This window comes from Anaerotruncus colihominis, assembly GCF_010206195.1.
In the GTDB taxonomy this organism is placed as follows: Bacteria; Bacillota; Clostridia; order Oscillospirales; family Ruminococcaceae; genus Anaerotruncus; species Anaerotruncus colihominis_A.
The window spans coordinates 15,281-38,479 of sequence record NZ_VIQT01000022.1; the positions used below are offsets into that span (position 1 = coordinate 15,281).

A 23,199-nucleotide genomic window follows, 5' to 3' on the forward strand; every position below is an offset into this window, starting at 1 on the left:
GGGACGCTTGTACCACATCCGGCGCTTTGCGCCCCGTGCTCCGGGCGGTATACAGAATTTTTCTTCTGCAACGATGTTGTGGAGGATTCACCCGGTTTTCCGCTTCAATAAACTTATGATTTCAGATCGTCGTCCGTGACCTCAGCATATGTCTCGCCGTATTTTTCCGCATCGCGTTTCCGGGCGGCAGCCAGCTTCAGGCGATTAATTTCCTTTTGGGAAAGCGCCTGTTCAATATCCGTCTCACCACGTTCGCGGGCGCGTTTCTTCGCTTCTATTTTCGCCTGCCGTTCAGCCTCCCTGCGCTCCTCAGATTCCTTGCGCGCTTTTTCGGCAAGCTCCTTGGGATTCATGAATTTATTAAGCAGATACGTCTGAAGAGCCATCAGAACATTTGAAATAATCCAGTACACGCCAAGGCCAGCCGGCACTACAAAGGAAATCCATGCAGACATCAGCGGCATCATAATCATCATACTCTTGGACATACCGGCCGCTGCCGCCGCATTCCCGCTCATATCAGCCGTCTGCCGCATCGATACAAAAGACACAAGCAGAGATGTCAAAAACGAAAAAATCGGAATCAGGATCAACAAATTAAAAGCGAAAGTCGGCTGCTGCGTCAAATCGATAGGGCCAATCGACAGATCCAGCGTCTGTACCTTCGATACAAAATCCCCCAGCCCAGCAAAGGCGTCAGGATTTGTATTCACCGCATCAATAATGCGGATTTGACGTGAATAATCCTTTGCCAGATTCGCGTTATTCAATACCGTCGCCGCAATCTCGGTCGCCTGATCAACCACCGGGCCGCTGATACGCAGCAAATGTGTAATCGGGCGTTGAATCACGTCGTAAAGACCAAAGAGGATAGGCATCTGAATGAGCATGGGCAGACAACCCGAAGCCGGATTGTAATGCTCCTCCTCATAGAGCTTCATCATTTCCTCATTCATCTTTTCGCGGTTGTTCGCGTATTTTTTCTGTATTTCTTCCATACGCGGCCGGAAAATCTGCATTTTAACCATCGATTTCTGCTGTTTAATCGACAGCGGCACCAGGCAGACGCGCACAATCAATGTAAAGAGTACAAGCGCAACGCCATAAATCGGAAGGACCTTGAAACACGCCCACATAATCCATCCGAGCGGATAGCCAAATATTGTATAAATTAAGGACATCTGCTTTATTTCTCCTTCTTGGTAGTTCGCCGCGGCAGCGACTCGGGCACATGATCAATCCCGCCCGGATGGAACGGATGGCATTTCAAAACCCGTTTGACCGCAAGCCAGCCGCCCCGCAGCGCGCCAAAGCGGGAAATTGCCGTCAGCGCGTATTCAGAACACGTTGGATAAAACCGGCAAGTGGGATGCGGCTTGAGCGGTGAAAGATACCTTCTGTAAAAACGGATAACCGCAAGCAGGAAGGCTTTCATTTTAAGAGTCCCAACTTTTCGCAGGCGCGCCGCAGAGCCTCAAATACCTGCTGCATGGAAACGAATGCTGTCCTAACACGTGCAACCAAGACAAAATCATATCCGGCCATAAGCTCCGGCTCAATCAAATAAAATGCCTCGCGCATCACACGGCGCGCACGGTTGCGTTTAACAGCCTTACCCACTTTTTTAGTCGCGGTCAACCCCAAACGGTTCTCCCCGCGCCGGTTTTTAAGAGCATAAACAACAAGCACAGGTGTAGCAAAGGAACGGCCCCGATAATAGGCCCGTTTAAATTCCTTATTCAATGTCAGCGTTTGGGTTCTCGCCATGTTATCCGTCCTTTAGATCAAACAGCGCGCAGCTTCGCGGCGTACCGTCCGGCGCGGACAATGATAAAAATAAAGGCCACAACGCAAGCTGTGGCCATATCCGCGGCATTGGTCGTCAGCCGCCTGTCTGTTTATACGCTTAGTGGGTCAGGCGCGCCCTACCCTTTGCCCGTCTGCGGGCCAAAACCTTGCGTCCGTTGCGAGTCGCCATACGTTTGCGGAAACCGTGCTCCTTCTTTCTCTGGAGCTTTTTCGGCTGATACGTTCTTACCATTGTTAAACCTCCCCTCGTCAAGGATGCGCAAAAGAGCCACTTTTGCACTGCGTTTTTACCGGCGCCCCGCGGCTCCTTCTTTTTTACCTTGCAGATAAGCATTATACCGCATGGCGCGGGCATTTGTCAATACCCCTGCCTTTTTTAGCCACGACTTAAAGATGAAAGAATTAACAAAAATGGGAAAAAGGAAAGGCACGCTAAAAAAATAACATTCTGGCAACGCGCCGGAGGACATTCATATTTATAAGCCAACGGCCCAGTTGCTGTCGCAGTGTTCACACAGCCGGTATTTCTCGATATCCGGCCGGAGGGAAGCGAAATCCCGGATATGCCCAAGGACATTGTCGTTTTCCGAATCAAAGCAGCAGCCTACAATGGTACCATCCCACCGCATATTGACAACATGCCGCTGGATAAAATAGCACTGTTTCTGCCGGGCGGCAACAACGTCCTCCTGAAAATTCTGCCGGGTGTTCTCAACGTTTCCTGCCCAGGTATGAACCGGCGTATGAGCTAAAAACGCTTTGACCTCCTCGGGAAGCTGGGAAATTGCCTGCCGCACATCCCGGCTCTGCTCCACGTCATCGGAAAAGTCCAAAACCTTCCCGGCAAAAAACATCGAACCGGACGGCAGCCCTGAGGCCGCGCGCTTGTTGAAATGGAACAGGTTTTCATTCTGCTTTTTCAGATATGCATAGGCATCACAAAAGCTTTTCAGGGAATCCATTGTATGCAGGGTAAACACCAGATGGCGCAGACCCTGCCGGTACAGCTCCTCCAGCCTCTCCCCTGTCAGCAGGATGCCGTTTGTGCTGATAACCGGCTTAATACCGGCCTGTACACCCCATCCGATATATTTTTCCAAATTTTTATGAAGCAGCGGCTCTCCCTGGCGGTGGTAATTCAATGTTTGCCCGGCCTGCGTCCAGGAAAGCGCAGCAAGTACGGTGCCGTCATCAATAAAACCACGCGGATAACGGCTGGTGGGGGTGCAACAGTTCTGACAGGAAAGATTACAGCAATTGGTCATCTCCATCTCTTCCAGCTGGTAAAAGGGGAGATATTCCGGGTTCCGACCTTTTATGTACCGAAGCTTATCACTTGTAAAGGTTTTTATTTTCCCGGTTTCCATATCTTTGACAAACGTAGTTACATAGTAAATACCGTTTTCAGTCAACTTCCAGCCGGCTTCTCTGCTTTCTGAATACCATTTCTTTTCGGCAACCGCATCGTCTTTATGCAGATAGTAAGCATATTGTACGTTGGAAAAAGAGGGATCCGGATACGGGGGGGGGGGTGACTTCTATCTGAACATGGAGCAGGGAATTGGTGATTTCAATTGCTGTATTCATTTGATCTTTTCCCATCCTTTTTATAGAGGCTGTTTGAAAAATCCAAACACCCATCTTTTTTTAAAGAAGCCCTGATCTCAATCTTAGGCTTAATTATAACATGGATGCAAGCGCAATTCAATATTCGTGGAATTCATTGCCGGAGATTACAGATCAAAGCACAAAATACACAAAGCCTTCAAAGCCAAAGAGCAATTTCGCCAATCCATGCGTTTACTGTCTACCGCCGCGGCCCAGCCGCCCTCTCAAGAAGCATATACTATATAATAATGTCTATGCGGCCATCTGTTGAATGCTTGAAAGGATACTGAATTTGTGTTATGATAAAAAAGATACCGGTTCTGTTGAAGGACTGTGTAAAAAGGCCCGGTTTAACAAACGCCCGCCGCGTTCTCAACCGGTTATCCACGCAGATTATTGGGAGGAGAACCCCTGTTATGGATTCATTCGCAGAATTATTCGCCCTCGTCCTTGACCTTTGCAAAAATCAGATCTCCGACGTTGCCTTTAACCTGTGGCTCAAGGATATCATTCCGCTGCGCCTGGAAGGCTCGGCCGCCTATTTACAGGTTAATTCCGAATTTAAAATGAACATTATCCGTGAAAAATACACCTCGATCCTTAAATCAGCATTTGAAACGACGTTGGGTTTTCCCGTCGATGTCATCGTTACCTGTGAAATACCGCAGCCCGTCAAAAAACCGGCCGAGCCGCCGCCTACCGTCGCAGCGGCCGTCAACGGCGAATATGACTATACGTTTGATACGTTTATCGTTGGTTCCTCCAATAAATTTGCACATGCCGCTTCCCTTGCCGTCGCGGCCAACCCCGCAAACGCCTATAACCCGCTGTTTATTTATGGCGGTTCAGGTCTTGGCAAAACACATCTGTTGTACGCCATCTGCGCGGAAATCCGTAAAAACCGCCCAAATTATAACATTATCTATGTAAAGGGCGACGAATTTGCCAATGATATTATCACAGCCATCCGCGACCAGCGCACGGCTGAATTCCGCGAACGATACCGCAAGGCCGACGTGCTGCTCGTCGACGATATCCAGTTTATCGGCGGCAAAGAAAGCACACAGGAGGAATTTTTCCATACCTTTAATACACTATACGAATCAAACAAGCAGATCGTCTTGGCGTCCGACCGGCCGCCCAAAGAGATCAAAACACTGGAAGAGCGCCTTCGCACGCGCTTTGAATGGGGCCTTTTGGCGGATATCCAGATACCGGACTTTGAAACGCGCATCGCAATCATCCGGCGCAAAGCGCAGCTTCTCGATATTCAGATGCCGGATGATGTTGCTGAATACATTGCCAACCGCCTCAAAACAAATATCCGCCAGCTTGAAGGGACTGTCAAAAAGCTCAAGGCCTACAAGCTGCTTCAGGGTACCAATCCCTCCATTATGATCGCACAAAACGCAATCCGCGACATCCTCAACGATAACCAGCCGGCGCCGGTCACAGTCGAGCGTATTATTTCCGAGGTGGGGCGCACCTACGGCATCTCGCCGCAGGACATCCGCTCAAACAAACGCAGCGCACAGATTTCAGCCGCACGTCAGATTTCCATTTATATCGTCCGCGAGATCACTCAAATGTCGATGTCGACCATCGGTGAGGAATTCGGCGGCCGCGATCACAGCACAATCGTTTACGCAATCCAGCAGGTTGAAAAAAATATGAACAACGATTTACGGTATAAAGAAACGATTGAGGATATTATCAAAAATATCCGCGACAGCTAGTTTTTCACATTTTACTTTTCCACCTTTTCCCCCATGTGGAAAAGTAACGCCAAAGTCTTCCACGTTTTCCACTAAGTTTTCCACATTTTTTCTCATTTAACATCCAGTTTTCCACAGTGTCGTTAATATCAATACGTTTTTTAAAGATTTTAACAATCCCGCAACAACTCCCTCCAATGAAAAAAAACTTCTAAATTGGCTCTATAAGCCAATCTGTAAGCTTTTATACATCTCAACATCCCCTACTACTACTACGATCCTTATATACTTACTTTCTTACTATAAGGACACAAAACAAGGGTGTGGAAATAAAAGCAGTACGTAAACTGTGAAAAGAACAATCTTATAACGGGCTTTTATCCAAAACCCTGCCCCACTATTCGCGGCGCAGCCAACTAAAGTTTTTCGCTGAGGCCTTTTTTCAAAAAGGCCGGAAAGGAGATATTTATGCAGGTAATATGTGATAAGCAGCTACTGGTCGATGCGGTTGCAAACGTATCGCGCGCTGTTTCCTCCAAAAATACGCTGGCAGCGCTGGAGGGCGTGCTGCTTCGCGCTAAAAACAATACGCTTTCTCTGACAGGTTATGACCTTGAGCTGGCCATTTCAACAGAAATAGAGGCGGATGTACGCGAAGCAGGCGAAATCGTCCTGTCTGCACGGATATTTCTTGACATGATCCGCCGTATGCCGAGTGAGAAAATCAGCATTTCCAGCGATGCGAAAATGCTGACGCTTGTAAAAGGCTCCATGACTGAGTATACCATCCTTGGCCTGCCTGCCTCGGAGTATCCGGAGCTGCCCGGAGTATCTGAAACGACAGAGTTTTCCATTGCGCAGGCGGTTTTAAAGAATATGATCAGCCAGACACTTTTTGCGATCGCCGTCAGCGACAGCAAGCCGGTGCATACAGGTTCCCTCTTTGATATTAAGGGCGGCGAGCTGTGCCTTGTATCTGTTGACGGTTATCGTCTGGCGCTGCGCCGCGAAAAGGTCGCGTTCGACGAAACGCTTTCCTTTATCGTGCCGGGAAAATCACTCTCCGAGGTGTCAAAGCTGCTGCGCGACGAGGAAGGCGACGTCGAACTTGGCGTTGCGCGGCGTCATATCATCTTTCGTACAGGCAGTTATCGCATTGTATCACGCCTGCTCGAGGGGGAATTTCTCGATTACCGCGCAGCGATTCCGGATGGCGGCGCAACAAATGTAAAAATCGGTACGCGCGATTTAATCAGTGCGATCGATCGTGCGTCGCTTCTCATCTCAGATAACATCAAAAGCCCACTGCGTATGAAGTTTGAAGAAGGGTTGATTAAAATTTCGTGTTCCACAGCCATCGGTAAGGCGTATGATGAAATTCGTTGTGAACAGAGCGGCGACGATGTAGAAATCGGCTTTAACAGCCGGTATATGCTCGACGCGCTCAAGGCGAGTGAAGGCGATGAAATCCGCGTGCTGATCAACGGCCCCCTTTCCCCGATCAAGCTGATGCCGGTCGAAGGCGATTCGTTCGTGTTCCTCGTACTGCCGGTGCGCTTGAAATCGGAATAAGTGGTGAAAGGATGTCCTATGCAGGTAACAATCACAACGCCGTTTATCAAGCTGGACGCACTTTTAAAATTTGCGGGAGCGGTGCAGACCGGCGGCCAGGCGAAGGAATGGATTGCGTCCGGTAAGGTGCGGGTAAACGGCGAACCGTGCGCAATGCGCGGCAAAAAGATCAGGCCCGGCGATCATGTAACCGCCGGGGAGCTTGAAATTGAGGTTCGCGTGTGAGAATTGACCGAATCCGCATCACGGATTTTCGCAACATCGCCTCGCTGGAGCTTGCGCTCTGCCCCGACGCCAATGTGATTTATGGCGACAACGGCCAGGGAAAGACAAACTTTATTGAAGCGATATGGATGTGCACAGGAGCTAAAAGCTTTCGCGGCGCAAAAGATGCGCAGCTTGTGCGCTTTGGCGCGCCGCAGGCGGCGATTGAAGCCGGTTTTCATGCAGCCGGACGTGAACAGCAGGCGTTTTTGACGATCGAAAAACGCCGCGCCGCCGCGCTTAATGAAGTCCCATTAAAAAGTGCGTCCGAGCTGGCGGGCCAATTCTGCGCCGTTGTGTTTTCACCGGCACATTTGACGCTTGTAAAGAGCGGGCCGCAGGAAAAACGGCGTTTTATTGATACGTCGATTTGTCAGATCAAGCCCAAGTATATCCATGTGCTCAATCAATATACAAGGGTACTTGACCAGCGCAACAGGCTGCTGAAGGATATTGCGTTTGAAACAAGCCTGTTCGATACGCTTGATATATGGGACGCGCGATTGGCGGCGTACGCCGCTGTTGTGATTAAAACGCGCGCGTCGTTTCTGGAGCGGCTCGCGCCGTGCGCCTGGGAAATTTACAGTGGAATCGCCGGCGGCCGCGAGCAGTTTGGCGCGCGGTATGCGCCGTCTTTGGCAGTCGATACGGCTGCTTCGATGGGCGAAATTGAACAGCGTGCGCTTGAGGATCTGCGTGCACACCGCGGCGAAGATATCCGGATGCGCATGACAGGCGCGGGACCGCACCGCGACGATATTGATCTGACGCTTGACGGGCAGAGCGCGCGCGCGTTTGGTTCGCAGGGACAGCAGCGAAGTTGTGTGCTTGCGCTCAAGCTCGCCGAATGTGAGCTGATTCGGGAAACGCTCGGCGAATATCCGGTCGTTCTGCTTGACGACGTGATGAGCGAGCTTGACGCGGCGCGCCGTGATTATCTGCTGAACCATCTGAAGGGGCGGCAGATTATTATGACAAGTTGTGACGGCGGCGAATTTAAGGCGCTCTCCAACGGCGTGTCCGTGCGAATAGAAGGCGGCCGCGCCGCCGCGAGCAGCAGCCATGGAACGGACAGCGTGAAAGAACAGGAGGAATAGCATGTATTTGCATCTTGGGCAGGATACCGTTGTCCGGACCGGCGATGTGATCGGAATCTTTGATTTGGAAAATACATCTGTATCAAAAATCACGAAGCAGTTTCTTGCAAAATCAGAACAAAGCGGCCGCGTTGTAAATGTGTCCTATGAGCTGCCAAAATCGTTTGTGATCTGTGTTGAAGGACAAAAAGCAACCGTCTACATCACACAGATTTCTTCTACGACGCTGAAAAAACGCGCCGGGTTTATAGATGGCATCTCCAATGTATGAAAAACAGCATCCTGAAAGGAGTGGATACAGTGGGGGATCAAAACGAGCTGAATCCCGGTATTGTGCCGGATGAGCAGGAGTACGACGGTTCACAAATACAGGTTCTGGAGGGCCTGGAGGCGGTGCGCAAGCGCCCTGGCATGTATATTGGATCGACCGGACCGCGCGGCCTGCATCATCTGGTGTATGAAATCGTCGATAACTCGATTGACGAAGCATTGGCTGGACACTGCACAAAGATTGAAGTCGATTTGCTGCCTGGGAATATCGTAAAGGTAAACGACAATGGGCGCGGAATCCCGGTTGGTATCCAGCCAAAGCTTGGCATCCCGGCTGTTACGGTCGTCTTTACGGTGCTGCACGCAGGCGGTAAATTCGGCGGCAGCGGCTACAAGGTGTCGGGCGGACTGCACGGAGTGGGCGCGTCGGTTGTAAATGCGTTGTCTGAATGGCTTGAGGTCGAGGTCTGCGACGGGAGCGCGCGGTATTATCAAAGGTTTGAACGCGGAGTAGCGGTGGAACCGCTTAAAAATACCGGACCGACAGAGGAAAAGGGAACCAGCGTTGCCTTTAAAGCTGACGCGGCAATTTTTGAAGAAACGACGGAATACGATTATGATACGCTTTTGCGGCGCTTGCGCGAGCAGGCGTTCTTAAACGCGGGCGTTTATATTGTTCTGCGCGATCAGCGTGGGACAGAGCCGGTTGAGGAGCATCTCCATTACGAGGGAGGCATTCGAAGCTTTGTTGAACACATCCATAAATCAAAGGGTGTGGAGCCGATTCATGACGAAATCATTTATTTGGCGGCGCGCGACGGCGATAATACAGCCGAGGTTGCCATGCAGTATAACGACAGTTATACGGATTTAATCCTGTCATTTGCCAACAATATCCACACGACGGATGGCGGTACGCATGAGTCCGGCTTTAAAACGGCTTTGACACGCGCAATGAACGATTATGCGCATAAATATAAGCTGCTTAAGGACGATGAAAAGTTTTCGGGCGAGGATGTGCTTGAAGGGCTGACAGCGATTGTCTCCGTCAAGCTGACAGACGCGCAGTTCGAGGGACAGACAAAAGCGCGGTTGGGCAACACGCAGATGCGTGCAATGGTCAGTTCTCTTGTCTATGATAAGCTGACGACGTATTATGAAGAGAATCCGGCGGTCGCCAAGGCGATCATCGAAAAATCGATCAATGCGTCCCGTGCGCGTGAAGCGGCGCGCCGGGCGCGCGATGTCGCGCGCCGCAAATCGGCGCTTGAAACGGCTTCCCTGCCCGGCAAGCTTGCCGACTGTTCGCAGCGCGGCCGGGACGGGACAGAAATTTATATCGTCGAGGGCGATTCGGCGGGCGGTTCCGCGAAGATGGGACGCGACCGGCGATTCCAAGCGATTTTGCCGCTGTGGGGCAAGATGCTCAACGTGGAAAAGGCGCGCCTGGACAAGGTGTACGGAAACGACAAGCTCATGCCTGTTATTACAGCGCTCGGCACCGGTATCGGAGACGAATTTGACATCGAAAAGCTGCGTTACGGCAAGGTCATTATTATGGCCGACGCCGATGTTGACGGCAGCCATATCCGCACGCTTTTGCTCACTTTCTTTTTCCGCTTTATGCGGCCGCTGATCGAACACGGCCATGTCTGTATCGCGCAGCCGCCGCTGTTCAAGGTCAGCCGGGGCAAACAGGTGCGGTATGCCTTTTCTGCTGAGGAGCGCGATCAGTATATCCGCGAGCTTTGCCCGGATGGAAACGGGAAAGCGGATGTACAGCGGTATAAAGGTCTTGGCGAGATGGACCCCGAACAGCTCTGGGAAACGACAATGGACCCGCGTAACCGTACAATGCTGCGGGTGGAGATGGCCGATGCGATCCGCGCCGATGAAATCTTTACGGTGCTGATGGGCGACAAGGTCGCCCCGCGCAAGGACTTTATCGAGCAAAACGCCAAGTACGTTCAAAACCTTGATATCTGATGGAGACGTCCGGGCCTTTTGGCCCGGGGCAGGAAAGGAGACGACCTATGCAGGAGCAGGAAAACAGCAGGCAGGACGTGGCCGAAGCGCCGGCCAAAGATGTGCAGGAACAAACCAACATATTGTCTGAGCAGGATCAAACGGCGCAAATTGCACAGGAGGAAACTGCGCAGACGCCGGTTGGAGAGAAGGAACCGGACACTTTGGCAAAGCAGACGGATGAAACAGCAGATGGTGAGACGGCGTCCACACATGAAAAGCTGTTTACGCTCAAATTTCATCTGCCGCTTGACGATTATATCGAATTTTACCGGGTTATGACGGCCGACAGCATTGTGAAAAATAAAAAGCGCATGACAATTATGGGCGCGATTGTGGTGTTGATCGGCCTCTTTTTGCTTGGGACAACAATTGCGGGTATCAATCCCATGACGCCGGTTTCAATGATCTTGCTTTTGATGGTCTTTTTTCTCGGTTTCCGCAGCCTTTTTTATTACAAATTGTTTTATGATAAGGCGCTTATACGTGCAGTAACGAAAGAATATAAGAAACTGAATTATCTGCACGCTGAAATGGTGGTTGATTTCTATCCAAACAAGTGTGTCGAGCATGTCAACGAACAGCGCGTTGAAACATATTGGCATACGATTCATTCCATCCGCGTAAGCGCCGGGCTTTATATGATTATGCTCGCAGAGCGGCGCTGCCTGTTGATCCCGAAAAGCCAGGCCGGAGAGCATAGAGATGATATGGAGGCGCTGATCAACAGCATTTGTGAAAACTTTGAAAAAACGAGGTACGACGTATGAATGGGGGGCCGGCAGAAGGACTGACAGGGCGGCAGTTGGATAAGGCGGACGCGCAGCCGGCAGAAAACAGGACGCTGCATATTGTTTTTCAGACGCGCTACGACGACGTTATGAAGGCTTTGGAAGTTTATGATAAGAAAAATAAGATTGATATGCACCGCAATATGGAAATTTTGGGCGTGTTCGTGGTGCTCTGGATGTTTGTACCTTATGCGTTCGAGGACCCGAGGCATATTGTCAGTTGGATTATGATCGCGGCGGCCCTGGCGCTGCTTGGTTTTATCCTGTTTTATCCAAAGCATGTCAATCAGAAAGCGGCTGCCGCGCGTGAAGCCGGCTCGCCGGAATATGTGCTTGACATAAACGAGGACGGAATCGATGTGGCGGAGGGCGGCGCGCACTACTATATCGCCTTTTCAGGAGCCGTCAACGTATATGACTATGAAAACGTCTATGCCGTTGCATTTGAAAAGGGACGTGTCTTCGGCATTCCTAAAAATCAGCTTGACGGCGATACACAGGACTGTCTGTGCGCGCTGCTCCGGCAGGCGCTCGGCGACCGGTTCGAAAAGGTATACAGCGTGGCCGAACGGCGCGCCATGGCAAAGGCGGGACGGCTCTGAACGGCAAAAGTCCCCCAATGATAGGAGATGATACGGATGAAACAGGACCACGACGCCAAGGACGAAGCGTTTGATCCCGTCCTGATAGAACAGCGCATCCACAATGTGGATATCGAGCATGAAATGAAGCGGTCGTTTCTTGATTACTCAATGTCTGTCATCGTCAGCCGTGCGCTGCCGGATGTGCGCGACGGGTTAAAACCCGTACATCGGCGTATTCTGTATACGCTGCATGAAAACGGCTTGACGCCTGATAAACCGTACCGCAAATGCGCCGATACGGTTGGATCTGTGCTCGGCCGTTACCATCCGCATGGCGACGCGTCTGTTTATGATGCGATGGTGCGCCTGGCACAGGACTTTTCCATGAGGTATCCGCTGGTAGATGGACATGGAAACTTTGGATCAGTCGACGGCGATCCGCCGGCCGCCTATCGATATACAGAAAGCCGCATGAGTAAAATGTCGCTTTCTATGCTGACCGATATTGAAAAGGAAACGGTCGATTTTACCGGAAACTATGACGACCGTCTTCAGGAGCCGACGGTGTTGCCGTCGCGCTTCCCGAACCTGTTGTGCAACGGCTCGACAGGCATCGCCGTCGGTATGGCGACAAACATCCCGCCGCACAATCTGGGCGAGGTGATTGACGCGGTTAATCTTCTCATCGATAACCCCGACGCAGGCCTTGATGAGATCATGCAGCATATCAAGGGTCCCGACTTCCCCACCGGCGGCGTGATCATGGGACGCGCCGGCATCCGCGCCGCGTATGCAACGGGCCGGGCGCGGCTGACGCTGCGCGCGCGCACGGAAATTGAGGAGATGGCGAACGGCCGCGAACGCATCGTTGTAACGGAAATCCCGTATATGGTCAATAAAGCGCGCCTGATTGAATCGATCGCCGACCTGGTTAAGGATAAACGCATCGACCAGATTTCCGATCTGCGCGACGAATCCGACCGCGACGGTATGCGCATTGTGATCGAATTAAAGCGCGACGCAAACGCGCAGGTGGTGTTGAACCGTCTGTACAGCTACAGCCAGCTTCAGGATACAGTTGGGGTCATCATGCTCGCGCTTGTAGGCGGCGTGCCGAAGGTGATGCCGCTCAAGGATGTGCTGACACATTACATCGATTTTCAGGGTGAAATCGTCACGCGGCGCACCAGGTACGACCTTCGCCGCGCTAAAGAGCGCGAGCATATCCTGGAGGGGCTTAAGCTCGTCTGCGACAACACGGACGAAGTGATCTCGATTATCCGCCATTCAAAGGACCGCCCCGATTCAAAGGTCAATTTGATCGCGCGTTTTGGCATCACCGATATCCAGGCGACCGCGATTGTGGCCATGCAGCTTGGACAGCTTTCAGGTCTGGAACGGATCAGGATTGAGGAGGAGCTTGCTAAAATCCTGGAGCGCGTAAAGGAATATGAAGCTATCCTTGGCGACTATACGCGCGTGATGTCGATCGTCAAGGAGGAATTGAGCGTGCTGCGCGCCAAATACGCAGACGAGCGCCGTACAGAGATTGTCGCTGTCAGCGGGGAGGTCGATATTGAGGATCTGATTCCGGTTGAAGACTGCGTTATCACGCTGACACACTTCGGATATCTCAAGCGTCAGCCAGTCGACGCATACAGGACACAGCGGCGCGGCGGCCGCGGCGTCAGCGGTATGACGCGGCGCGAGGAGGATTTTGTTGAGGAACTGTTCATCTGTTCCACACATGACTATATCATGTTCTTTACAAGCAAAGGACGATGCTTCCGCCTTAAGGGCTATGAAATCAGTGAAGGGTCGCGTACATCGCGCGGGACAAATATCGTGAATCTTCTCTCAATGGACAGCGATGAAAAGGTTACGGCCCTCATCAAGGTAACGCCTGACGAATATGAGCGTGAAGACCGCTGTCTTGTTATGGTGACGCGCAAGGGTATCATTAAGCGCACGCCGCTGGGCGCGTATAAAAATGTGCGCCGTATGGGACTGATCGCGATTGGCCTTGACGACGGCGACGAGCTGGCGTGGGTGCGCCAGACGGACGGTACAAGCGAACTGATTATCGCAACGAAAAATGGTATGGCGATCCGCTTCGACGAGCAGGACGCGCGGCCGCTGTCGCGGACTGCGCGCGGCGTCAAGGCGATCACACTTGAGGACGGCGACGAGGTCGTCGGCATGGCGCGTGTCAGAAAGGAAAGCGGCGCAACGCTGCTGACCGTCTCTGAAAGTGGTCTGGGCCGGCGCACGGAGGTGTCGCAATACCGCCTGCAAAGCCGCGGCGGCAAGGGTATCCGCAACTATTATGTCGATAAGAACGGGCCGGTTGCAGGCGTGCGTATGGTTGACGAGGACGACGACGTGATCATCATCACTGACGACGGGGTCATCATCCGGATTCCTGTACGTGAAATCACCGTGCAGTCGCGCTACGGCGGCGGCGTGCGCGCAATGCGCGTATCCGAGGAAAGCCGGGTTGTGACTTTGGCGCGCGCGCCCAAAGAGGAGCCTTCCGAGGACGAGGGGCAGGAGGAAACGCAAAACAGCGGGGGCGAGGAAGCCGCCGGCGAAACCGCTGAAACGACGGAGAAAACGACAGAAGATTGATAAAGAAAAAAACGGCCCCTTTTAGGGGCCGTTTTATGTTGCAGCAGATGAGGTATGCTCCCGCTGCTTATAGTGCGCACAGGCTTTGGCGCTTGCTTCACGAATTTTCAGCCGCGGATGAACGCAATGACCGAATTTGATTTCACGGTAGCTCCAACCTAACTTGACATAATGCTGTCTGAAATATGCACAGCTTTTACAGATATGGTCCTCCTGATCCATATACTCACCCCATTTTTGATCGCTTTCGCAATGACGGTATCCATTTTCTGTTCAGCGGTAAAATGAACAGATGGAATACATTTGATGGCCTGATTATCAAAAAAAGAGAAGGTAACCCCCGTTACCAGAAAACCCGGCGGGCCGTGCCCTTCAAGGGAGAGGAAAAAAGGATAGGCGAGGCAATGGACGTCATTTATTTGTCCTGCGCTCGTTTTACCTTCCCAAAATATTTCGTACTGTAAACAATGTATTTGTCCTGATAACTGGTATCATGCTGGTCTGCGCGCAAGCGCTTGTAAGCATGGCGGTCGATTTCAACAAGCGAGCTGTCATAGGTCAGGACGGATTCGCCCACATTTGAACAAAGGTCGGAGATACGTTCGATGTTGGAGAGCGCCTCAACATACGGAAAAGCAGCGTCCACAGTGCATTTGCCGCGCCGCAGACGGTCGATATGCTTGTCCTTGAGCACTTGTTCAAGCTCGTCGACAACCTCCTCGAGCGGCGCGATATTAGCGGCGGCCGTGCGGTTGATATTCTGGAAGGCGTCGATTGCAAGATCAAGGATTTCATGGACTGCTTCGCTGATCGTGTGCATTTCCTCTGTCGCCTTCTTGGAGAAAGTCGTCTTTGTATCAACCATACGATCGGCGCATTCAGCAATATTCTGCGCATGGTCCGCGATACGCTCAAATTCGCCGCATGTGTGCAGCAGCTCGGAGATACTGCGGTTTTCGCTTTCAGACAATTCGCGCTCTCCAAGCTTGAGAAGATACGTTTCCACACGGTCCTCCAGCTTATCTACAACGTCTTCGTTTTCCTGAATCCGATCGGCTATTTTTTGATCGTAGTGATCGAGCAGCGTGACAGAGTCAAGGAAATTGCCGCGTGCGAGCAGCGCCATCTGTACGACGGCGCCGCGCACATGCTCAAGCGCGAGGCCGGGAGAAACAAGAAGACGTTCGTCGAGCGAGGCAACAGTGATTTCCTGCTCGCCCTGACCCGGCTTATCTTTCACAATGGTACAGGCTATCCGTTCAAGAACTCCAACAAGGGGTATAAAGAGGATGGTAACGGTGAGATTGAAAATCGTATGGAAATTAGCGATTATACCCTTATCGACCGGCAGATCCCAGAACGCAAAATGAAGGATAGACTGGAAGGCATATCCGCCGATAAAAAACAGAGCCGTACCCAGGACATTGAAGGTCACATGTACGCAGGCGGAACGCTTTGCGTTTTTGGTAGCGCCAATCGAGGCGAGAATCGGGGTGATCGTTGTACCGATATTTTGGCCCATAATGATGGGAAAGGCCATGCCGAAGGTGATCTGCCCTGTTGAGGAGAGCGCCTGCAAAATACCGATGGAAGCCGAGGAGGATTGGAGAAGCGCCGTGACGCCTGCGCCGACGAGCACGCCGAGCAGAGGAATGTTGCCCATTGCTGCAAATGCCGCGGAAAACTGCGGCAGCTCCGCGAGCGGCTTAACGGACGACTCCATCGTAAACATACCAGTAAAGAGGATGCCAAAGCCAATAAAAATGGATCCAATATCGCGCACCTTATTGCGTTTGGCCGTCATGATCAGAAGGATACCAACGATACAGGCCAGCGGCGCAAGCGTTGTCGGTTTGAGAAAACGGAAAAAAAGGTTGGAGGAATCAAGATCAGACAGACGCAGGATATGAGCTGTCACAGTGGTACCGATATTGGCGCCCATGATTACGCCGATGGCGTTGCGAAGTTTGAGAACCCGTGCGTTAACAAGGCCTACAACAATAACAGTTGTCGCGGATGAGGACTGAATGGCGGCGGTGACGAACGCGCCGAGCAGTACGCCCTTGATCACTGTATCTGTCAGCTTCTCAAGCGTTCGTTCCAAACGGCCGCCAGAGGTCTTTTCAAGACCGCTGCCGAGCAGGGACATACCATAAAGGAACATCGCCAGGCCGCCTAACATACTGATGATCATAAAAATATCCAAACTGTTCACCACTTCATTTTTCTTGAATTTTATACACTTTTTACACTATACAATTCCATTATATCGGAAACAGGAATATTTGTATAGCCCTTTTTTTCCCAGTTTAAGCAGCTTTTCTGGTGATACCTCGTATTTGTACAGATGTCCAAAGCGGATGTAATCTTTTTTTGATCTATTGTCTTTTTTGTCCAACAGCGATATAATATAAAAATAGATCGCCAGATTAGGGCTTGTTTGAAAAAAGAGGGATTGCCGGATTGTTCGCAAACAGCAGGAGAACGCAAGGGAGAAAACGCAGGAATCCTTTTGGATTCTAAAGCTTTTTAACGCGGTGTCCGCCGCTGTTTGCAGAAAAAGACGGGTATTTTGATTTTTCAAACAGTCCCTAACTCCGGCAAAGGTCTGATCAGTTAAATATGCTTGCCCAAAGAAGGGCGAAGATGGCAAAATAGTTGCGCTGCGACTTATAAAATCCTTTGTGTGCGGCGGCAGCTATGGAAAGACTTTTACTTGATCAAAGAAGCGTCGCGATCAAAAGCGTCTCGACCAGGCGCGCATAAATAGGTTCAAATTCTTGAGTGGGAAGCGGGTTTTTGCCGCGTCCGATTTCAAATGTGAAGCCGGGACGCCGCATACAATCAATAAACCAATCCTTAAACCCGCCATGGGAAGCGGTTCCCTCCGGCGACGCCAGCCGGTAGCCGCACGAGGAGGCGAGCACCTGCGCCATTAGCTGGCTTCTGGCGGGCGTATGTGGACCGTAGCGATAGTATATTTCTTCGCCTTGTGAATGGAACGCATAGGCTGTACGCGGCCTGAAAGCGACGCAAAAGTTGACAAGCGCGCGTGTTTCCGGTTCGCTGTGAGGCGCGTGGCCTCCATAGCGCGTCGGGCCGGGCGTGTCGATGCCGGCCGCCCGTTCAAGCTCCTTGAGCTCTTCAAAACCGGCGTCAAAATTGTGGTTGAGGTCTATCCCGCGGGCGTTGGCCTGCCAATGCAGCGTGTCGCCGCCGCTCGCCTTTTCCACAAACGCCCGCAGATGGCCCGCTGTATCGGCGCCGCCGAGCGAAATTTCCATACCGTCGGGGTTGAGGCATGGGACAATTGTAAACGGCCGGTTTTCAAGGGTATGGGTCAAATCAATATCAGCCAGCGGCTCACATGTTGATATGGCGCGTGCGGCATCCTCGGCGAAGCGCAGAAGCAGCATGGTTGTCAACCATTCCATCCCGTGTACGCCGCCGACGAGCAGCGCCCCGCCGCCGCCTTTTCCAAAGCCAAGCGCATAAAGTCCGCGGCCAAGTACGGATTTGCCGATCGGAAAGGCGTGTATAAACGGGTATTCGTCGCGCAATGCGCACACTGCCTGCCGGATATGCTCAAAGCGGGGCGGCTGTCTGTAAAATCCGTCAAACATATTGTTTCACCTCTGAACCCAGTGTATGTGCCAAAATGCTTGTATTATGGCAGTTCGACGCAAAAAAAGGGGATTTGAGGCGGACATGCAAATTCAGAGCCCAAAAACAAGGCGGGATGAGCAAGGGGGATTGCCAATTGGCACATTATGAAAAAACAATTGATTCCAAGGTGATTTATGAGGGAAAGATCCTGACGCTGCGCCGCGATACAGTGGAATTGGAAAATGGAAATCACGCGGCGCGCGAGGTGGTTGACCATCCGGGCGGCGTGGCGGTCCTGGCCATCGATGAGCATGAACATATTTTGTTTGTGTCTCAGTTTCGTTATCCGTTTGGCGGCGTCCTGCTCGAACTGCCGGCCGGCAAGCTGGAGCGCGGGGAGAATCCACAGGAATGCGGCGTCCGCGAACTATCGGAGGAATGCGGCTGCAAGGCGGACTGTTTTGTCCCACTTGCGAGGATGTATCCAACCTGTGCGTATGATACGGAGATTATACATATTTTTCTTGCAACCGGCCTTCACCAGGCGCGGCAGCACCTTGACGACGACGAGTTTTTAACCGTCCGGCGCATTCCTGTGGAAAAAGCGATACAGATGGTGCTTGACGGAGAGATCCCGGACGCAAAAACGCAGATTGGAATTCTCAAATATGATGCCCTGCGCCGGCGCGGCAATCAAAACTGAAAACAAGGCTTTAAAATTGGCCATGCCGGTTTTTAAACCGGCATGGCCAATTGATATCTGTAAAATAGTCCGGCCAATGCCTGAAAATCAATATTACAGCGCACTTAATAAAAGAGAGTATAAAAATTTGGAAATTTATACCGATTGTCCAAAGTAGTAATTTTTCATTTTCTGCACACACTAACACCGAAGTAACCATGTTATTTCAAGCTGTATTTCTTGGTTTCCCAGTTTAATTGTGAAAGGAAGAAATCCAATGAAAGCAATCAAAGCGATTTTCGCGGCGGCTTTGACGCTCGCGCTGGTCGTTTCCATGGCTGCATGTACGTCCCGCAATGAGGATAATCTGCAGTCGTCGAGCGTTGCGAATTCGTCGTCGGCCGCGTCTGTGGCCCCGTCGACGCCGTCTGCCCCGTCCACACCGCATTCCGCGGCTTCGCATGGCCTTGCCTCCGATCTGGGAGATGTGGCGAGCGACATCCGTTCCGGCGTGGCCAGCATGGTAACGCCGACCATGAGCACCGATTTTGACAAAATCGGTGCTCTGGGCGGCAGCCAGATCAAGTGGGGGCCAGGCGTGCAGGTCGATGAAGCCAATCGGACGATCGCTCCAATCGGCTTGCAAGAGCAGTATGGAGAATACAGCGCCTGGTTTATTGCGCCGGACGACTGTGGTAAATTTTACTTAACGTTTGATGAAGGCTATGAAAACGGCTACACCGCTGAAATTCTTGACGTGCTCAAGGAAAAAAATTGCAGCGCAGTTTTTTTTGTGACGCTGCCCTATGTGCAGTCGTGTCCCGAGCTGGTGCAGCGCATGATCGATGAGGGACATGTTGTCGGCAACCATACAAGCCATCACTGGAATCCAACCTCCAAATCGATTGACGATGCGGCTGAGGATATCCGGGAACTTCACAACTATGTGCTGGAGAACTTTGGCTACGAGATGACGCTCTATCGCCCGCCCGAGGGCGCCTTCAGCGAACAGACGCTCGCGATGGCGCAGAGCCTTGGATATACAACGTGCCTGTGGAGCTTTGCATACAAGGATTACGATCCAAATGATCAGCGCGGCCATGACGCGGCGCTCGCCTATACAGAAAAGTTTATCCATGAAGGAGCGATTTATTTACTGCATGCAGTCAGCAGTGACAATGCTTCTATCCTTGGAGAATTGATCGACGCCGTGCGCGCAAAGGGGTTGGAAGTTTCAAAGTGGGACCTGCCCTATTGCCCGCCAAAATCGTAAGGCGCCCGGCGCATCAGCCATAAACGAAGATAAAGAAACGCTCCGTATCGGCCGGCAGACGGCGGTACAGGGCGTTTTGGCGTTAGAATGGACGGAGGGAAAAACAGAGCGGCGTTCTCCCAAAACGGTGAAAGCTTGCAGGAGATCGCGCCAGCCGCGCGGCGTCTGGCACGCCTCCTGCTGGCGGAAGACCCTGCGTCTGAACAGGCTCTTGCGGCCTGCGGGCCGCGCTATTATGAGGGCTGCGGCCCGGGGAAAGGGCGCTGCCCTCGAAAAAAGGCAAGACCCGCGAGGGGCCTTGCCTTTTTTCTCACCCGCCGCCTTTTGAAAAAGGCGGGCGAAAACTTTTGATTACGATGCGCTAATCTTTCTGTTCGCGGCGCAGCCGATTAAAGTTTTTCGCCGAGGCCTTTTTTCAAAAAGGCCGGAGCGCAGCCGACTAAGTTTTTCGCCGAAGCCTTTTTTCAAAAAGGCTGGAGCGCAGCCGACTAAAGTTTTTCGCCGAAGCCTTTTTTCAAAAAGGCTGGGGGTTATTCGGCGTCGCGGCCGCAGCACTTCTTGTACTTCTTGCCGCTTCCGCAGGGACAGGGATCGTTTCGCCCGACCTTTTTGACGGTGCGGGGACGGTTTTCAAGCGTGCCGTCGCTTTCGCCGCGGCTCTCCTGAGCGGGCTTGGCAACCTGCTCGCGCTTTGGCTCCTCGTTTGTGCGCAGGCGGATTGTGAACATCATCTTGACCGTGTCCTCACGGATCGATTCGATCATCGCGTCGAACATGTCAAAGCCCTCGATGCGGTATTCAATAACAGGGTCTTTCTGTGCGTAGCCGCGCAGATGCATGCCGCGCTTGAGCTCCTCCATGTCGTCGATGTGCTGCATCCACTTCATATCGACGTTGCGCAGCAGCACGACGCGCTCGATTTCACGTGTGATCGGCGAGGTGAACTGCGCCTCACGCGCCGCATAGATCTTTTCGGCGCGGTCGTTGAGCATATCCTTGATCTGCTGATCCGTCACCTCACCAAGCTGTTCGGTCGTATAGCGCAGGTCCTCCTGCGTTGTCAGCCAGCCGAGGAAGTAGTCGCGCAGGCCCTCAAGATTCCAGTTATCATGGACCTCTTTATCAACAAGATAACGGTCGACGGTGGAATCAATCGTCTCCTTGATCATGTTCTTGATAATGCCGCTGATATCCTCGCCGTCAAGCACCTTGTCGCGCTGCGAATAGATGATCTCGCGCTGACGGTTCATAACGTCGTCGAACTGGAGGACGTTTTTACGGATGCCGAAATTGCGCGCTTCGACTTTTGCCTGCGCCGATTCAATCGAATTGGTCAGGATCTTCGCTTCGATCGGCATATCATCGTCGGCGCCGATCATATTCATCATGTTCTGGATGCGTTCGCCGCCGAACAGACGCATCAGGTCGTCTTCCAGCGACATGAAAAAGCGCGTCTCGCCCGGGTCGCCCTGGCGGCCGGCGCGGCCGCGGAGCTGGTTGTCGATGCGGCGGGATTCGTGGCGCTCTGTACCGATGATAAACAGACCGCCCGCCGCGCGCACTTTCTCCGCTTCAGTGGAGATCTCCGCACGATACTTATCCATCAGTTCGCGGAACATCCGGCGCGCTTCGCATACCTGCTCGTCATCCGTGTCGGCAAAGCCCGTCGCCTCGCTGATCACCTCGTCGTCATAGCCGGCCTTGCGGAGTTGCGCCTTGGCCATATATTCCGCGTTTCCGCCGAGCATGATGTCGGTACCGCGTCCGGCCATGTTCGTTGCGATTGTGACCGCGCCGTACTGGCCTGCCTGCGCGACGATCTCAGCTTCCTTCTCATGGTATTTGGCGTTGAGCACCTCATGCTTGATGCCGCGGCGCTTGAGCATACCGGAAAGCAGCTCCGACTTTTCGATTGAAATCGTACCGACCAGAACAGGCTGTCCCTTTTCATGACATTCGACGATGTTTTCAATGACCGCGTTGAATTTCGCCTTTTCCGTTTTGTAAACGACGTCATGGTGGTCGATACGCTGTACAGGCTTGTTCGTCGGGATTTCGATGACGTCGAGCTTATAGATTTCCATAAACTCGTCGGCCTCGGTCATCGCCGTACCGGTCATACCGGCGAGCTTATCATACATGCGGAAGAAGTTCTGGAAGGTGACGGTCGCGAGCGTTTTGCTCTCGCGCTCGACCTTGACGCCCTCCTTGGCCTCGATGGCCTGGTGCAGGCCCTCGTTGTAGCGGCGGCCAAGCATCAGACGGCCGGTGTATTCGTCGACAATGATGACCTCGCCGTCCTTGACGACATAGTCTACGTCGCGCTGCATAATGCCATGGGCGCGGATGGCCTGGTTAATATGGTGCTGGATCTGCATATTATCGCCGTCGGTCAGATTTTCAAGACCGAAATATTCCTCGGCCTTTGCGACGCCGGAGGCGGTTAGTGTGACCGTTTTAGCCTTTTCATCGACGATATAGTCGCCGTCGACATCGTCGTGCTCCTCCTTGGAATCCGTCTCGGCGACGCGATAGCATTTGAGCGTGCGTGCAAAGCGGTCGGCGCGCTCATAAAGGTCGGTCGACTTGTCTCCCTGGCCGGAGATAATGAGCGGCGTGCGCGCTTCGTCGATCAAAATGGAGTCCACCTCGTCAACGATGGCGTAGTTGTGGCCGCGCTGCACCTTGTCGCGTTTGTAGATGACCATGTTGTCGCGCAGATAATCAAAGCCGAATTCGTTGTTGGTTCCATAGGTGATGTCGCAGGCGTATGCGTCGCGCCGCTGCTGCGTATCAAGCCCGTGGATAATCAGACCAACCGACAGGCCGAGGAAACGGTAGACCTTGCCCATCCATTCGGAGTCGCGCTTGGCCAGATAGTCGTTGACCGTAACGATATGCACGCCCTTGCCGGTCAGGGCGTTGAGATATGCGGGCAGCGTGGCAACAAGCGTCTTTCCTTCACCAGTGCGCATCTCGGAGATACGCCCCTGATGCAGAATGATACCGCCGATGATCTGCACCGGAAAATGACGCATGCCAAGCACGCGGTCGCTCGCCTCGCGGCAGACAGCGAACGCGTCCGGCAGGATATCGTCGAGTGTTTCGCCGTTTGCCAGGCGCTCTTTGAGCGCCTGTGTCGCGGCCTTCAGCTCGGCGTCGCTTTTTGATTTATATGTTTCTTCCAGCGCAAGAACCTTTTGCTGGATCGGATAAACGCGTTTTAACTCTCGCTCGGAATAGCTTCCGAACAGTTTTTTGATCAGACCCATTTT

General features: G+C 52.4%; 19 protein-coding genes. 11 read left to right on the forward strand and 8 right to left on the reverse strand.

Annotated features, from left to right (window positions below):
* Positions 1-113: 113 nt before the first annotated feature.
* The 5 genes from FMM72_RS15410 to FMM72_RS15430 form a co-directional block, all read right to left on the reverse strand.
* Positions 114-1,181, reverse strand: a complete 1,068-nt coding sequence (locus tag FMM72_RS15410; RefSeq protein WP_160210447.1) for a YidC/Oxa1 family membrane protein insertase — start codon at positions 1,179-1,181, stop codon at positions 114-116.
* Positions 1,182-1,186: 5 nt separating this feature from the next.
* Positions 1,187-1,435 (reverse strand): membrane protein insertion efficiency factor YidD, encoded by a 249-nt coding sequence (gene yidD, locus FMM72_RS15415; protein ID WP_160210448.1) that lies wholly within the window; start codon positions 1,433-1,435, stop codon positions 1,187-1,189.
* Positions 1,432-1,767 (reverse strand): ribonuclease P protein component, encoded by a 336-nt coding sequence (rnpA, locus tag FMM72_RS15420; RefSeq protein ID WP_160210449.1) that lies wholly within the window; start codon positions 1,765-1,767, stop codon positions 1,432-1,434. The genes yidD and rnpA overlap by 4 nt, the downstream gene beginning before the upstream one ends.
* 139 nt (positions 1,768-1,906) lie before the next feature.
* Complete coding sequence (gene rpmH, locus FMM72_RS15425; RefSeq protein WP_024731371.1) at positions 1,907-2,041, reverse strand: 50S ribosomal protein L34; 135 nt, start codon at positions 2,039-2,041, stop codon at positions 1,907-1,909.
* A 244-nt stretch (positions 2,042-2,285) separates the two neighbouring features.
* Positions 2,286-3,221: a radical SAM protein gene (locus FMM72_RS15430; RefSeq protein ID WP_162221924.1), complete on the reverse strand. Its 936-nt coding sequence runs from the start codon at positions 3,219-3,221 to the stop codon at positions 2,286-2,288.
* Positions 3,222-3,833: 612 nt separating this feature from the next.
* On the opposite strand from FMM72_RS15430, the gene dnaA reads away from it, so the two are divergent.
* From dnaA to gyrA, 9 genes are all read left to right on the forward strand, one after another.
* Complete coding sequence (gene dnaA, locus FMM72_RS15435) at positions 3,834-5,153, forward strand: chromosomal replication initiator protein DnaA (RefSeq protein ID WP_160210450.1); 1,320 nt, start codon at positions 3,834-3,836, stop codon at positions 5,151-5,153.
* A 447-nt stretch (positions 5,154-5,600) separates the two neighbouring features.
* Entirely contained in the window at positions 5,601-6,704 is a 1,104-nt protein-coding gene (gene dnaN / locus FMM72_RS15440; RefSeq protein WP_162221925.1) for a DNA polymerase III subunit beta, read from the forward strand.
* 18 nt (positions 6,705-6,722) lie between these two features.
* Positions 6,723-6,929, forward strand: a complete 207-nt coding sequence (locus FMM72_RS15445) for an RNA-binding S4 domain-containing protein (RefSeq protein WP_162221926.1) — start codon at positions 6,723-6,725, stop codon at positions 6,927-6,929.
* Positions 6,926-8,065, forward strand: coding sequence for a DNA replication/repair protein RecF (gene recF, locus FMM72_RS15450; RefSeq protein ID WP_162221927.1), 1,140 nt, complete (start codon positions 6,926-6,928; stop codon positions 8,063-8,065). The genes FMM72_RS15445 and recF overlap by 4 nt, the downstream gene beginning before the upstream one ends.
* Position 8,066: 1 nt before the next feature.
* The gene (remB, locus tag FMM72_RS15455) at positions 8,067-8,336 is read left to right on the forward strand and encodes an extracellular matrix regulator RemB (RefSeq protein ID WP_162221928.1); all 270 of its coding nucleotides are present in this window, start codon (positions 8,067-8,069) and stop codon (positions 8,334-8,336) included.
* Positions 8,333-10,321 (forward strand): DNA topoisomerase (ATP-hydrolyzing) subunit B, encoded by a 1,989-nt coding sequence (gene gyrB / locus FMM72_RS15460; RefSeq protein ID WP_243157850.1) that lies wholly within the window; start codon positions 8,333-8,335, stop codon positions 10,319-10,321. The genes remB and gyrB overlap by 4 nt, the downstream gene beginning before the upstream one ends.
* Before the next feature lie 47 nt (positions 10,322-10,368).
* Positions 10,369-11,130, forward strand: a complete 762-nt coding sequence (locus FMM72_RS15465; RefSeq protein ID WP_162221929.1) for a YcxB family protein — start codon at positions 10,369-10,371, stop codon at positions 11,128-11,130.
* Positions 11,127-11,753: a YcxB family protein gene (locus FMM72_RS15470; protein WP_162221930.1), complete on the forward strand. Its 627-nt coding sequence runs from the start codon at positions 11,127-11,129 to the stop codon at positions 11,751-11,753. Before FMM72_RS15465 ends, FMM72_RS15470 begins: the two co-directional genes overlap by 4 nt.
* 36 nt (positions 11,754-11,789) lie before the next feature.
* Positions 11,790-14,363, forward strand: a complete 2,574-nt coding sequence (gyrA, locus tag FMM72_RS15475) for a DNA gyrase subunit A (RefSeq protein WP_207710364.1) — start codon at positions 11,790-11,792, stop codon at positions 14,361-14,363.
* A 415-nt stretch (positions 14,364-14,778) separates the two neighbouring features.
* Here the strand turns inward: gyrA and FMM72_RS15480 are convergent, their stop codons facing one another.
* Positions 14,779-16,557, reverse strand: a complete 1,779-nt coding sequence (locus tag FMM72_RS15480) for a Na/Pi cotransporter family protein (RefSeq protein WP_160210467.1) — start codon at positions 16,555-16,557, stop codon at positions 14,779-14,781.
* A 526-nt stretch (positions 16,558-17,083) separates the two neighbouring features.
* Positions 17,084-17,986 carry a M14 family metallopeptidase gene (locus FMM72_RS15485; RefSeq protein ID WP_162221932.1) on the reverse strand — a complete coding sequence of 301 codons (903 nt, stop codon included), beginning with the start codon at positions 17,984-17,986 and terminating at the stop codon, positions 17,084-17,086.
* Positions 17,987-18,102: 116 nt separating this feature from the next.
* Here FMM72_RS15485 and FMM72_RS15490 point away from each other — a divergent pair, with 116 nt between their 5' ends.
* Positions 18,103-18,672, forward strand: coding sequence for an NUDIX domain-containing protein (locus tag FMM72_RS15490; RefSeq protein WP_162221933.1), 570 nt, complete (start codon positions 18,103-18,105; stop codon positions 18,670-18,672).
* A 256-nt stretch (positions 18,673-18,928) separates the two neighbouring features.
* Positions 18,929-19,924 carry a polysaccharide deacetylase family protein gene (locus tag FMM72_RS15495; RefSeq protein ID WP_162221934.1) on the forward strand — a complete coding sequence of 332 codons (996 nt, stop codon included), beginning with the start codon at positions 18,929-18,931 and terminating at the stop codon, positions 19,922-19,924.
* 530 nt (positions 19,925-20,454) lie between these two features.
* Here FMM72_RS15495 and secA read toward each other — a convergent pair.
* Entirely contained in the window at positions 20,455-23,196 is a 2,742-nt protein-coding gene (gene secA / locus FMM72_RS15500) for a preprotein translocase subunit SecA (RefSeq protein WP_160210471.1), read from the reverse strand.
* Positions 23,197-23,199 lie beyond the last annotated feature (3 nt).